Here is a 13,117-nt window from a genome sequence, read left to right as displayed (position 1 = left end):
GAAGGGCTCCTAGCTGGTGGGGAATTCGATAATCTGGCTGCGAATCAAAAAGCGTTTGCCTTCCGGAGATTCAACGGAGAAGCCCGAGCCACGACCGATCACCACATCGACGGTGAGTTTGGTGTGTTTCCAGTATTCAAACTGCTCCTTGGACATCCAGAATTCGATCTCACCCAGCCCTTGGCCCTGGGCATCCTCAAGTGCCAGCACCCCGAGCAGAATGTCCGAGCCCCCGGTGCGGAACTCACCTGCCGGATAGCACATCGGCGAGGAACCATCACAACAGCCGCCGGATTGATGGAACATCAACGGGCCATGAATCCCCCAGAGTTTGCGCAGCAGCTCGATCGCCTCGGCGGTAAATGCGATGCGGGAGAATTTTTCGCCGTCGATGCTCGCACGGGTTTCAGTTACGGTGCTCATGATTCACTCCTGCGTGAAGTCGTTGCCACCAGTGTCCTCCAATTGAGCCATGTAGTCCACGGTTGGCGGAAATACTGGGGAAAGCAGAACGCCCGAGCCTGGCCGCCAGTACGTGCTGGCAGCCATGCTCGGGCGTTCGCCTGTGGCTACTTTGTTCCGGTGTAGTCGATGACCACGCGGCCATCGATCTTGGCATGGCGCATTTCGTCAAAGACCGCGTTGATATCTTCCAGCGGACGGGTGTGGAAGGTCGGCTTGATCTTGCCGGCCGCGTAGAAGTCCAGCGCTTCGATCATGTCTTGACGTGTACCAACGATCGAACCACGGATGGTCAGACCCTTGAGCACAATGTCGAAAATTGGGGCTGGGAAGTCCCCGGCAGGCAACCCGTTGAACACGATGGTTCCACCGCGTCGAGTGATGCCGATAGCCTGGCCGAAGGCCTTGGGGTGTACCGCGGTGACCAGCACACCGTGGGTGCCACCGATCTTTTCCTGAATCACCTCAGCAGGGTCCTGGGCGAAGGCATTAACCGTAATCTCCGCGCCGTGCTTGGCTGCTAGGGCGAGCTTGTCATCGGCAACGTCGATGGCGATCACGCGCATACCCATGGCTACTGCATACTGCACCGCGATGTGCCCCAGGCCGCCGATGCCGGAGATGGCCACCCATTGTCCGGGCTTCACCTCGGTCATCTTCAATCCCTTGTACACCGTTACCCCGGCACAGAGTACCGGAGCGATCTCGTGCGGGTCCGAGCCTTCGGGGATGTGAGCGGCGTAGCGGGCGTCGACCAACATGTACTGACCGAAGGAACCATCCACCGAGTAGCCACCATTGGACTGTTCTTCACACAGGGTTTCCCAGCCGGTGCGGCAATACTGACAGTGCCCACAAGCACTAGCCAGCCAGGCGTTGCCGATCAAATCACCCACGGCAACTTCGGTGACCCCCGGGCCAAGTTTCTCAACGGTGCCGACCCCTTCGTGCCCCGGGATCAGTGGAAGATTAGGCTTGACCGGCCAATCGCCCTCGGCGGCGTGCAAGTCGGTGTGGCAGACGCCTGAGGCGATCAATTTGACCAGCACCTGCCCCGGGCCTGGCTCGGGAATGGTGGCGTCTTCGACCTCAAGTTCGTCTCCGAAACCTTTGACTATTGCAGCTTTCATCGTGCTCATGTACTTTGTCCTTTGCAAGAGAATCGAAGGTGCGGGGTGGTGATGTCGCTAGAGTCGCCCCGCACCTTTTGGTTTTTGGTGCTTTATCGATTTAGAAGAAGCCGAGCTTGTCTTCCGAGTAGGAGACGAGCAGGTTCTTGGTCTGCTGGTAGTGATCGAGCATCATCAAATGGTTCTCACGTCCGATGCCCGAGGACTTGTAGCCGCCGAAGGCCGAGTGGGCCGGGTAGGCATGGTATTGGTTGACCCAGACTCGACCGGCCTGGATGGCGCGGCCTGCACGGTAGGCAACGTTGCCGTTGCGACTCCAGACACCTGAACCCAGGCCGTACAGGGTGTCGTTGGCAATCTCGATCGCGTCGTCGTAGTCCTTGAACTTGGTCACCGCGACCACCGGGCCGAAGATTTCCTCCTGGAAGATGCGCATGTCATTGGTGCCTTCGAAGATGGTCGGCTGCACGTAGTAGCCGCCAGAGAGCTCCCCGCCCAGATCCGCACGTCCACCGCCGAGCAGTACCTTGGCACCTTCGGCCTTGCCGATGTCCATGTAGGAGAGAATTTTTTCGAGCTGATCGTTCGAGGCCTGGGCACCCATCATGGTGTCGGTATCCAGCGGATTCCCCTGCTTGATGGCCTTGGTGCGGGCCACCACGTCACCCATGAAACGGTCGTAGATGCTTTCTTGGATCAGCGCACGCGATGGGCAGGTGCAGACTTCGCCCTGGTTCAGGGCGAAGAGGGTGAACCCTTCCTGGGCTTTGTCGTAGAAGGCGTCGTCCTTCGCGGCAATGTCCTCGAAGAAGATGTTTGGCGACTTACCGCCCAGCTCCAGGGTGACCGGGATCAGGTTTTCCGAAGCGTACTGCATGATCAACCGGCCCGTGGTGGTTTCACCGGTGAAGGCAATCTTGCGGATGCGCTTGTTGGACGCCAATGGCTTTCCGGCTTCTACGCCGAATCCGTTGACAATATTTAGTACACCGGCTGGCAGTAGATCACCGATGAGCTCGATCAGCACCAGGATGGAGACCGGGGTCTGCTCGGCGGGCTTAAGTACTACCGCGTTTCCTGCGGCCAGCGCCGGGGCGAGCTTCCACACGGCCATGAGGATTGGGAAGTTCCACGGGATGATCTGGCCGACCACGCCTAGTGGTTCGTGGTAGTGGTAGGCGGTGGTGTCATCGTCCAGCTGCGAAAGGCTACCTTCCTGGGCACGGATTGCTCCGGCGAAGTAGCGGAAGTGATCGACAGCCAAAGGCATGTCGGCGTTAAGGCATTCGCGGATTGCCTTACCGTTGTCCCAGGTTTCGGCCACCGACATCAGCTCGAGGTTTTCCTCGATGCGGTCGGCAATCTTGTTCAGGATGACTGCACGTTCGGCCGGGCTGGTTTTGCCCCATGCCGGGGCCGCAGCGTGGGCGGCGTCCAGTGCTAGCTCGATGTCTTCGGAGGTGGAGCGGGCTACCTCGCAGAAAACCTTGCCGGTGACCGGAGTGACGTTTTCGAAATACATTCCCTTAGTTGGGGCGACCCATTCACCGCCGATGTAGTTTTCGTAGCGCTCCTTAAAGTTGACCAGCGCGCCTTCGGTGTTGGGATTAGCGTAAACGCCCATGATGACTCCTTTGTCAGTGACTGATGCCGCGAGCTCTTCCTCGCAGTGTCTTGAGTGTGACTCTAGTCACATGAACGTTGCAGGTAGGTTGCAACCTTAGTTTTGAGCCCATGGCCCTGAGTGACAATCCGGGATCAGGGCGGGGTGCAAGCCTGGCGGGAAAGGTCTCAAAACCCTCGATGAGTACCTAGCTGGGTTCGGTTGGAATCTGCCTGCAAGGACGGGACTTTCCTTCAACGACTCCGCAACTTTCCCAGTACCGCTCATGGTGAACGCAGCGTGAGTTGCGAAAAAGAGGCGCAGTTCTATCGCTTTTGCGATAACTAGCGACAGAAAATTCGACTAAGCTTCGAGCTCTTGAATCTCGGCAACGATCAGCGAGCGGGCCGGAGAGCTAGGCGGAAGCTCACGCAGGGCGGCGCGTAGGAGGTTGGAATCCTCCAGTTGGCGGCCGAGGTTCAATAGCTGCTGGGCGCTACCACGGTCCATCACTAATTCACGTAGTGCCGCTTCGGCCCGGTAACGCAATGCGAGGATGCCCGGGGCCTGCGAGCGCTCCAGCATTCCTGGGGTATACAACTGCAACGCTGATTCAATATCACCCTTTTCCAGTGCACGTCGCAGGCGCCCGAGGGTGGTTTGCAGTTCCCACTGCAGGCGGTAGGGGCGAGAAGTCAGCGAGCGGCCAGGCGAGGAAGTAAGAACCTTTCGCAGTCGAACCATTTCCGCACGCACGGTACCTTCAGCCGCAGAATCTGGACGCTCAAAAAGTTCGTCAACAAGCTGGGCGCTTGATAATCCATCTCGGTGCTGGGCTAGGAGAGTCAGGATTTCAGCGTGACGCAGTGAGATCGCTTGAGATCCCAAATGCGCCCCATCGGGCCGACCCAAATCGAGGTAGTCCGGGTCAGCAACCACCCCTGCGCCGGGAAGCAGTAATTGAGTTTCCGCGGCCATTACGGCAGCTTGCAACAGCGGCATCGAGTGCATGGCAATAGCATCTGGCCCACCGGTCAGGTCCACCGCCCCGATTACCTGGCCGGTACGCGGATTGCGAATGGGAACGGCCGAACAGCTGTACTGTTGCGCACGCTCATAGAGGTGCTCGGCACCGGAGACCTGGGATCCTTCGCCGGTGGCCACGGCCATGCCAGGCGCGGAGGTTCCCACCGTTTCTTCGGCCCAGTCCGCCCCTGCCATAAAACCCACGCCCTCGGCCTGGCTGAGCGCCGAATTACTGCCTGCCACCCACAACAAGGTGCCGCCGGCATCAGCTAGTGCGACCAGAAGATTGGCATCGGTTGCCGCAGGGACTAGGAGCTTTTCAAATACGGGCCAGATCCGCTGGAGTTCGCTGCGCTCTCGGGTCAACCGCAGTCGATCGCCACTAAGTACCGAAGGACCCTGCACCAACGCAGTCTGAGCCAGTGAACGTTTCCAGGATTCACGAACGTCGTTACGCAAGGGGAGCTCGCTGAGTCCAGCGTCCTGCGAAGAGAGCAGTTCGCGAGCTTCCTGCGCACGGCGTGAAGCGTTGGACCAGTCGATGGCAGACGCGCTCATGCCCCTCCTTGCATCGTTGAAAAGATGATTCTTGGCAGTTCCATCAAGACTAGGCGAAGAGTGCAGGCTTGAGAAGAGCTGCTTTCCACGCATCTTAAGCAGTATCCAGGGTTGGCAAATCGTTCAAACAGGCGTAACCTACAACCAAATGGTTGTATATGAGTTGAGCGAAGAACAGGCAAACAAGGTCTTCCGCGCCTTGGCCGACGCCACACGACGAGATATCGTGCGGCGAACGCTTCGCGCCGAGGTGAGCGTTTCGGAACTTGCGGCAAGTTACGACATGTCGTTTGCGGCAGTTCAGAAACACGTCGCAGCGCTGGAAGCCGCCGGTCTGGTCAGCAAAATCGCACGTGGTCGTGAACGTATCGTTCGCGGGCAGCCGGACACCATCCGGCACGCACAAGAACTACTTTCTTCCCTTGAGGAGATCTGGCGCCAGCGCATCAGCCGGCTCGACGATTTCCTCGCCGATGGGGACAAATAAGGAGCATTCCCATGCCTGTCACATCCGTTGTGAAAGACACCGACGAACTTTCGCTGACCGTCCATGCAGAATTTCCGGTCAAGGTATCCCGCTTGTGGGACGCCTATCTTGATGCCCGGCAACTGGAAAAGTTCTGGGGCCCGGTTGAATGTCCGGCAACCTTCACCCGCCACGACGCTACTGTCGGCGGCCGCTCCAACTACCATATGACCTCGCCAGAGGGCGAAGAATTCCACGGCTACTGGCTCTGGCACGAGGTCGTAGAACATAAGTTCTTCGAAGTCAGTGATGGCTTTGCGCATGCGGACGGGACCCCGAATACGGACTTGCCGCTCAACCGCATGGTCTTCACCTTTGATCCCACCTCCGAGGGGTCAAAACTGACCATTTCCGCAGTCTTCGACTCCGTCGAGGAGCTGGAACAGGTCGTGGCGATGGGCATGATCGATGGCACTCGTTCGGCCATGAGCCAAATCGAACAGGTTCTGAGCGATCTGCGCGACTATGCACAGACTTTCAGCGTTCAGGCGCAGATCCTCTCCGACACTCAGGTGCGCATTACCCGCTTGGTGCGCGGGACGATGACGCAAGTTTGGCAGGCTCACCATGACCAGCAACTGATGAAGCGTTGGATGCTCGGCCCCGACGGTTGGCAGATGACCGAATGTCTCACGGCACAGGCGGTCGGCGAAACCTACCGGTACTGGTGGGAACCGATAGATACCGATGCTGGGAAGGGGTTTGGGTTCACTGGCACGGTGCTGGAGTCTTTGCCACAGTCCTACGAACGGACCACCGAGCAAATGATCGACACCGATTATCCGGGGACGGTTAACGAACTCACCCTGACACCCAGCGAGGGTGGAACCCTGCTGACCACACTGATCACCTACCCCGACGCGCAAACCCGCGATATGGTGCTCGCCACCGGGATGACCGACGGAATGCAGGCCAGCTACGACAGGCTCGAATCGATTCTCTAGAGGGCGATTCGCCCCACATCCGGCGCCTTGGCGCACGCAAATATGAAACACTTAGACCCATGAGTTCACATAATTCGCGCGCAGGTCTGGATAAGCAGGCCAATCAGGTTCAAGACATGTTCGACAAGCTGGCTCCACGCTACGACTTGCTCAATACCTTGATGACCGGTGGCATTGTGAACTACTGGCGCAAGATCACCACCGAAGCCATCGCGCCAAAGCCCGGCGAGCGCATTCTCGACCTCGCAGCTGGCACCGGAACCTCCTCGGTCCCTTTGGCCGAAGCTGGCGCCAAAGTGACCGCCTGCGACATGTCCAACGGCATGCTAGAAGAAGGTCGCAAGCGCTACCCACAACTGGACTTTGTCTACGGTGACGCTCATGAGCTTCCCTTTGAAGACGATACCTTTGATGCGGTGACCATTTCCTATGGTCTGCGCAATATCGATGACACCGAGAAGGCGCTCTCGGAATTGCGTCGCGTGACCAAGCCCGGCGGACGCATCGTCGTCGCCGAGTTCTCCACCCCTACCGTCACCCCAGTCAAGGTGGCTTACCAGCAGTTCTTGCCACGCGCGATTCCTGCGCTGGGCTACCTCGTTTCACCAAACCCGACCGCGTATGCTTACCTTGCTGAGTCCATCGCGTCCTGGCCAGATCAGGAAACGTTGGGCACTAAGTTCGTCAACGTCGGCTGGAAAAATGTGGAATACCGCAATCTGACCGGCGGCATCGTGGCGGTACACCGCGCATGGAAGTAAAGCTTCTATAGTTTTAGATTTTCGGCTCGTTTCCTGGTGGATGCGGGCCGAAAGTTCTTAGACACTTAAAGGAACTAGGAGCGCTCGCACGTGCCCATCACTGGTAATAGCCCGGCGCCACGTCGATTTGGTGCGCTGCGCGACCGGCAGTCCCGACCCTATCTGCTGACCACGGGGCTGTCGATGATGGCCGATAATATCGAGCACGTCATCACCTACTGGATGCTCTGGGAATTATTCCATTCCCCTGCCTTGGTGGGCTTCCAAGTGATCAGTCACTGGTTACCGTTTTTGCTGTTCTCTCTTCCTTTTGGTGCGTTGGCCGACCGTTTCGACTGTCGCAAGTTGGTATTGCTCGGTCAGCTGCTGTTCATGTTTGTGTCGGCGGCATGGGGTCTACTATTTTTGACCGATTCCTTGGTGATGTGGCAGGCCTGCGTGTTGCTGGTCTTACATGGGTGCGCTGGCGCGCTGTGGTCGCCTGCTGAGCAAATGTTGCTTCATGACTACGCTCCGAAAAATGAGCTGGGCAATATCGTTAGGCTCAACGCCACCTTCCGTAGCCTCGGGATGTTGTGTGGGCCGGTGGTAGGCACCGGCTTAATGTTCTTCTTCGGCCCGACCGGTGGAATCTTCCTCAACATCCTGTTTTATGTGCCGCTGTGCGTCGTGGTGTTGCGCAGCAAGTACACCGGGCACAGCCGGAATACCGGTGTCATACGCACGACGTCACTTCGAGACTTCTCCGCTGTTTTCAGCACAGTACGTCAGGATCGGACATTGCTGAGCATGATGGTGCTTTCGGCCTTGGGCGCACTGTTCCTCGGTGGAAATATGCAGGCTGCCATGCCAGCCATCGGAGCTGCCACCGGTGCCGGTGATGGCCTAGCCTACGGTGTACTGCTTTTTGCCAATAGTGTCGGCGCAGTGGTGGGCGGCTTCTTGATCGAAGTAGGCAACAAACTACAACCAAGAATCCGCACCGCAACTTTCACCACCATCTTGGTAGGACTGACCACCATGATGGTGTGTCTGAGCGGAATTTATGCGGTGGCCGTGGTGGCGTTGATTCTGGGCGGCGTCGCAAATTTGACCACGTCCACAGTGCAACAAACCATGGTGCAACTGAACGCACCCGAGGAGCAGCGCGGGCGGATCGTGGGCGTATTCAACATGGTCAGTCAAGGCCTAAGAACCGGAAACGGCTTAGGTATCGCCCTAGCAGGCAGCGTCATCGGAGTTGTTCCAGCGGTAGCCTGGGGCGGATTACTGCTGACTGTCAGCGCACTACTTATCGGGCTGTTGGCGCGCAAGCGCAAGTGATCTGAATTTCAAACCTCTTGCTGTTCTTTGAATGACCCTGCTAGGCTCCTTTTTGTGGATACCTACTAAGCCAGCCAATGACCCTGCGACCAACTTTCGTGGCGCACCCTGTTCATTTCGGCTACCGGCTACGGTATCCATTTCTTTTTGCTCCCTTTAGGGTTGAGCCAGTTTTTGATTCCGCCAGTCGGCAGCCTCCTACGTTTGGGAGGACTACATGTCTTTGACTCCACCAATAACCCTGCACAATCTCAGTTTTGAATGGCCTACCGGGCAGCGCGCCCTGAATAGCTTGGACGGTACATTCCCTGCCGGTCTTGTGGGGCTGACCGGCCGTAACGGTAGCGGGAAATCTACGTTGCTCAAACTGATTGCCGGAGTGCTGACACCGACGAGCGGGTCGATCGATGCCACACCCCACATCGGATACCTGCCACAGATGATCACCGTGGAACGTGATGCCAGCGTGGCACGACTGCTGGGTGTGGACACGACTTTGAGCGCGCTCAAGGCTATCGAAGCGGGTAGCGTTGACCCGGCAGATTTTGACGCGGTGGGTGATAACTGGGATATAGAAGCCAGAATTCAGGCCGAACTAGGTCGACTGGGATTCGAGGATCTTGCGCTGGATCGCACGGTGGGCACGCTCTCTGGCGGCGAAGCAATGCTACTGGCCGTGCTCGGACTGCAGCTCGCCGGCAACGAAATCACGTTGCTTGATGAGCCCACCAATAATCTGGATCAGCCGACAAAGCAGCTGCTCTACGAGCTGGTTAGAGATTGGAAGGGCACAGTGATCGTGGTCAGCCACGACCTTGAGCTTCTTGAACTGATGGAGCACACGGTAGAACTCTATGGTGGCGAGCTACGCGTCTTTGGCGGACCGTACAGCGCCTACGTTGAGCAGCTGGAAACCGAGCAATTGGCGGCACAACAGGCAGCTAGAACAGCGCAGGCCACCTTAAAGGTAGAAAAACGTCAGCGGGTCGAGGCAGAGACCAAATTGGCGCGCGCAAAACGTAAGGGCCGCGCTGAGCAATTAAGTGGCGGTCTGCCGAAAATTTTGGCCAATAGTTTGCGACAGAAATCTGAGGCGAACGCGGGAAAGATGCGCTCCCAGTTGGATGGGAAGGTCGAGAACGCTCAGGCCAAGGTCGATGACGCGGACCGAATGGTTCGGGAGGTTGAGCATATCAATCTGGAACTAGCCGACCCGCAGTTACCGGCTGGCAAGCAGGTTGCGCTCATCGCTTCTGGCACCACACAGCACATTATTCAGGGGCCGGAACGAGTGGGGCTGATCGGCCCCAATGGGTCAGGTAAGAGCACCCTGTTGAGCCAGATGCACGTGGGATCAGTTACCGAGGGTCCGCTGAGTGGGAAGCTGTTTCTGGATCGTGTGGGTTATTTGCCTCAACGGCTGGTGGGTCTGGACGAGACGCTCAGTGCTATGGAAAATGTTGCGGCAGTGGCTCCCTCGGCCACGAGCGGGCAGATCAGAAACATGCTGGCCCGCTTGTTATTGCGTGGGACTAGTGCCGATCGTGCGTTAGGGCTACTTTCGGGTGGTGAACGGTTCCGCGTTTACCTAGCTACATTGTTGCTGGCCGAGCCAACTGCGCAATTGCTCATACTTGATGAACCGACAAATAATCTGGACATCGATAGTGTGCGTCAGCTAGCCGAGGCGTTACAGGCCTACCGCGGAGCATTATTGGTAGTCAGCCACGACCAGCAGTTCTTGGAGCAACTGGGGCTGGACTACCTGCTTCAGCTCTCTGGCGATGGATCTCTAAGCAAGTCTTACGCCAACCCGGTTTGATCATCAACTGGCGGTGTGCAACAGGTTTAGACTTGAGCAAAGCACACCGCCACGGATCGAGAAAGCAAGTGGAAAATGTCCTACCCCCAGCGCACCGTCGAAGTCGTTAAGACCGGCTTGGTTATCGACCAGTCTGCCACCTTGCTCTGGAGCGACATCAAACGCGCGTTTATATACGAAACGGGCTCCGGTCAGGAAGCCCTCACCTGCGCCGAATTCATGCTAGTTGAAGGCTACAGCGTAGAAATCAACAGCCAAATGCCCGGCTGGGATGCGGCCTTGGAGCATTTGCCCCAGCAAATCAACAACCTCGTCGACGAACGCTAGAAACCTCTAGGAGTACGCTCATGGCAACCATCGTCTTGTTCCACCACGTCCAAGGTCTCACCCCCGGTGTCCAAGCTATGGCCGCCGAACTACGCGCTGCCGGGCATACCGTTCACACCTTGGACCTGTTTGCCGGCAAGCTACCCAAGGATCTTGACGCCGGTATTCGTTTGGCCAATAAGCTCAGCGAAGACAAGATTCAAGAACGCGTTGACAAGCTGTTTAGCAAACTGCCAGAGGATCTGGTCTACATTGGCACTTCATGGGGCGCCGCGCTAGCTCAGCAGTGCGCTCAACAGCGCCCGGGAGCGGTGGCCGCCGTCTTACTGGAATCGTTTGTGGACGTTGACGCCGAATGGAGCTTCGGTCCGTGGCCAGAAAATGTTCCGGTGCAGATCCACGGCATGGATGAGGATCCATTCTTCGCCAAGGAAGGCGATCTGGAGTCCGCGCAAAACTTCGTTAACGGCGAAGGCAAAGAAGTAGCGCAGCTATTTACCTACCCGGGTAATAAGCATCTGTTTACCGATAGCTCGTTGCGGTCACATGATCTACAGGCTCGTGCACTGGTGATGGAACGCGTGATCAAGTTCTTGGAGCCGTACGTGTAAGTACTGGGAAACTTGAGGTTCCTGACGATGTGGTTTGTTCACCAACGGCAATAACCCTCACATAGGCGTTGGAGTCCTCGCAAGCTGCATCTGGCTCGCTACTACTTCTAGGATCATTCAGAAAAATGCTCGCATGATTGCTCCCAGCAAGAAATTCCCTGAAGGGAATCATAGAAGCGCCAAGTTCCCGCAGTAGCTCCATAAATCCTTTCAGGCGAAGTAGCGAGAGTTTGCCGTGAACTGTAGAGCGCAGGTTCTACTGGTCTTCGTGCGTCCTGCTTGTCAGCTTCGCAGGCTTTAGACGGCTTCTGGGAAGTAGAGTTCAATCCGTATTGTCCTTCGTGCTGCCCAGCTTATTCGGGTGTCAATTTTATACCGATATCGGTATAATATTGACATGAAACAAAGCTACCGAGACGTCTTGCGAGAGATCGCCTATGACAATCATGGCTATGTCACAGTAGCCGATGCAGCAGAAGCTGGTGTTCCAGCTATAGAGCTGCCGAAACTTGCCGCCAGGGGTGGCTTGGAGCATTATGGCTATCGGCTCTACCGGGTCGCCGACATCCCTCCCACTGAACATGACCAGTTCGCAGAAGCCACGTTGCGCGCTGGCGGAGATTCGCATTTACGCGGGGAATCCGTCCTTGCCCTTCTCGGTCTAGGAGACGTGAACCCACGCAAAATTACCGTGGGAACACATCAAAGGATCCGCAGGGCTCTACCCAGCTACATCAATCTTGTCCGAGTCCCAGAAGGCACCAAAGTGAGCAACTATCATGGGATCCGCTCCCAACCGGTTGCCGACGCGATCCTGGAATGCCGCGGGAGAATTCCTGCGTCACGACTCTGCGACGCCGCAGCCCAAGCCCGTGCTGAGGGGCTGCTTACCACTTCAGAATGGCGCCACGTGCGAAAGGAACTTTCCCCATGAATTATCCCTCCGCTCCGGCTAACCTGACAGCGCTCAAGCAACGTATAAAGAATCTTGAAGGCGAAGATCTCCTTATTGCCCGCCGTCAAACTTCCATGGCTCTGGTGATCGTCGGACAGCTCCTTCCTGAAGAGCCGTCAAAGGTGGCAGTGCCATGGCGCTTCGCTATGGCACTGCGACACGATTCACCCGCGACCTCGATGCGGCACGCGCGAGTGGGCTAGCAAAATTCCGCGAAGAATTCGAAGAGCGCCTCATTGAAGGATGGGAAGGTTTCACCGGCCGCCTAATAGAGAAGAAACCGCCGAAACCCGAAGGAGTCCCAGCTGCCTACGTTATGAAACCCTTCGAGATCAAAATCGCATACAAGGGCAAAGCCTGATGCACCGTTCCCTTCGAACTTGGACACAATGAAATCGGGGATGCCGAAAATCCTGAACCGATTCTGGCACCAGGCCTCACCGATATGTTCACCTCTCTGGGCTTCCCGGAACCCTCACCTGTGCCAGTCATGCCTGCGGATCATCAGATCGCCCAGAAAATTCACGCCTCCACCATCCCCGGCGGCGACCGGGCCAGGGACCTTGTGGACCTGCAGCTTTTAGGAACCCACGAACAATTAGACCTTGCACAAGTCAAAGCAACCTGCCTGCGCCTATTCACCTACCGCAAAGCCCACACATGGCCTCCGACGGCCACCGAAGGACCCTACTGGGACGGACTCTACGCTGAAGCAGCCGAGGGTCTCGACGTGGCAACAGATGTATCTCCCGCATCGACCAAGCCACAACAACGCCGGGCTAGCCGGCCCGCCTAGTCCCGCACCTAAGACGAAAATAGGATCCAGCTTGCAGGAGCAAGCTGGATCCTATTTTCATGTTTTGTGCGCCCTGCGGGGGTCGAACCCGCGACCAATGGATTAAAAGTCCAGTGCTCTACCAACTGAGCTAAAGGCGCACGGCACAAGGCCAAAATCCATACTACCCGAAAGAACCGCGTGAGTATTAATCGGCGGTTTGAGCGCGTCGAGTGAGCTTAGATTCGGCTGAATCCCGCGCGCTATGCGACGGCGCACTCGTTAACGAAGCAC

General features: G+C 57.2%; 14 protein-coding genes, 1 tRNA gene and 1 pseudogene. 10 read left to right on the top strand and 6 right to left on the bottom strand.

Annotation, left to right across the window (positions count from 1 at the left end):
- Window positions 1-9 precede the first annotated feature (9 nt).
- The 5 genes from FJV47_RS06460 to FJV47_RS06445 form a co-directional block, all read right to left on the bottom strand.
- Window positions 10-423, bottom strand: coding sequence for a DUF779 domain-containing protein (locus FJV47_RS06460; protein ID WP_159611226.1), 414 nt, complete (start codon window positions 421-423; stop codon window positions 10-12).
- Window positions 424-426: 3 nt separating this feature from the next.
- Window positions 427-549 carry a hypothetical protein gene (locus FJV47_RS16695; protein ID WP_255474746.1) on the bottom strand — a complete coding sequence of 41 codons (123 nt, stop codon included), beginning with the start codon at window positions 547-549 and terminating at the stop codon, window positions 427-429.
- Window positions 550-569: 20 nt separating this feature from the next.
- Window positions 570-1,601: an alcohol dehydrogenase AdhP gene (gene adhP, locus FJV47_RS06455; RefSeq protein WP_159611224.1), complete on the bottom strand. Its 1,032-nt coding sequence runs from the start codon at window positions 1,599-1,601 to the stop codon at window positions 570-572.
- 91 nt (window positions 1,602-1,692) lie between these two features.
- Entirely contained in the window at window positions 1,693-3,216 is a 1,524-nt protein-coding gene (gene adh / locus FJV47_RS06450; protein WP_159611222.1) for an aldehyde dehydrogenase, read from the bottom strand.
- 342 nt (window positions 3,217-3,558) lie between these two features.
- A complete protein-coding gene (locus FJV47_RS06445) occupies window positions 3,559-4,779 on the bottom strand; it encodes a transcriptional regulator (RefSeq protein ID WP_159611220.1) in 1,221 nt (406 codons plus the stop codon).
- A gap of 148 nt (window positions 4,780-4,927) precedes the next feature.
- On the opposite strand from FJV47_RS06445, the gene FJV47_RS06440 reads away from it, so the two are divergent.
- The 10 genes and pseudogenes from FJV47_RS06440 (at window position 4,928) to FJV47_RS16690 (ending at window position 12,844) form a co-directional block, all read left to right on the top strand.
- Window positions 4,928-5,266 carry a helix-turn-helix transcriptional regulator gene (locus tag FJV47_RS06440; protein WP_159611218.1) on the top strand — a complete coding sequence of 113 codons (339 nt, stop codon included), beginning with the start codon at window positions 4,928-4,930 and terminating at the stop codon, window positions 5,264-5,266.
- An 11-nt stretch (window positions 5,267-5,277) separates the two neighbouring features.
- The gene (locus FJV47_RS06435) at window positions 5,278-6,249 is read left to right on the top strand and encodes an SRPBCC family protein (protein ID WP_159611216.1); all 972 of its coding nucleotides are present in this window, start codon (window positions 5,278-5,280) and stop codon (window positions 6,247-6,249) included.
- A gap of 59 nt (window positions 6,250-6,308) precedes the next feature.
- A complete protein-coding gene (locus tag FJV47_RS06430) occupies window positions 6,309-7,010 on the top strand; it encodes a demethylmenaquinone methyltransferase (protein ID WP_159611214.1) in 702 nt (233 codons plus the stop codon).
- A 90-nt stretch (window positions 7,011-7,100) separates the two neighbouring features.
- Entirely contained in the window at window positions 7,101-8,333 is a 1,233-nt protein-coding gene (locus tag FJV47_RS06425) for an MFS transporter (RefSeq protein WP_235026375.1), read from the top strand.
- Between the two features lie 217 nt (window positions 8,334-8,550).
- Entirely contained in the window at window positions 8,551-10,155 is a 1,605-nt protein-coding gene (locus FJV47_RS06420) for an ABC-F family ATP-binding cassette domain-containing protein (protein ID WP_159611212.1), read from the top strand.
- 75 nt (window positions 10,156-10,230) lie between these two features.
- On the top strand, window positions 10,231-10,482 hold the full coding sequence (locus FJV47_RS06415; protein ID WP_159611201.1) for a hypothetical protein: 252 nt from the start codon (window positions 10,231-10,233) through the stop codon (window positions 10,480-10,482).
- Window positions 10,483-10,502: 20 nt separating this feature from the next.
- Window positions 10,503-11,093: a dienelactone hydrolase family protein gene (locus FJV47_RS06410; RefSeq protein ID WP_159611199.1), complete on the top strand. Its 591-nt coding sequence runs from the start codon at window positions 10,503-10,505 to the stop codon at window positions 11,091-11,093.
- 397 nt (window positions 11,094-11,490) lie between these two features.
- A complete protein-coding gene (locus FJV47_RS06405) occupies window positions 11,491-12,027 on the top strand; it encodes a hypothetical protein (RefSeq protein WP_159611197.1) in 537 nt (178 codons plus the stop codon).
- Window positions 12,024-12,251: a hypothetical protein gene (locus tag FJV47_RS16450; RefSeq protein WP_200831967.1), complete on the top strand. Its 228-nt coding sequence runs from the start codon at window positions 12,024-12,026 to the stop codon at window positions 12,249-12,251. Before FJV47_RS06405 ends, FJV47_RS16450 begins: the two co-directional genes overlap by 4 nt.
- Window positions 12,182-12,844, top strand: a pseudogene (locus FJV47_RS16690) (nucleotidyl transferase AbiEii/AbiGii toxin family protein). The gene FJV47_RS16450 and the pseudogene FJV47_RS16690 overlap by 70 nt, the downstream one beginning before the upstream one ends.
- A 67-nt stretch (window positions 12,845-12,911) precedes the next feature.
- Here the strand turns inward: FJV47_RS16690 and FJV47_RS06390 are convergent.
- A tRNA-Lys gene (locus FJV47_RS06390) sits at window positions 12,912-12,984 on the bottom strand.
- Between the last annotated feature and the right edge of the window lie 133 nt (window positions 12,985-13,117).

The organism is Glutamicibacter sp. JC586, assembly GCF_009805585.1.
Classification (GTDB): Bacteria; Actinomycetota; Actinomycetes; order Actinomycetales; family Micrococcaceae; genus Glutamicibacter.
Note: the sequence above shows the minus strand (reverse complement) of the source record. Positions and strands in the feature narration are given on the sequence as shown.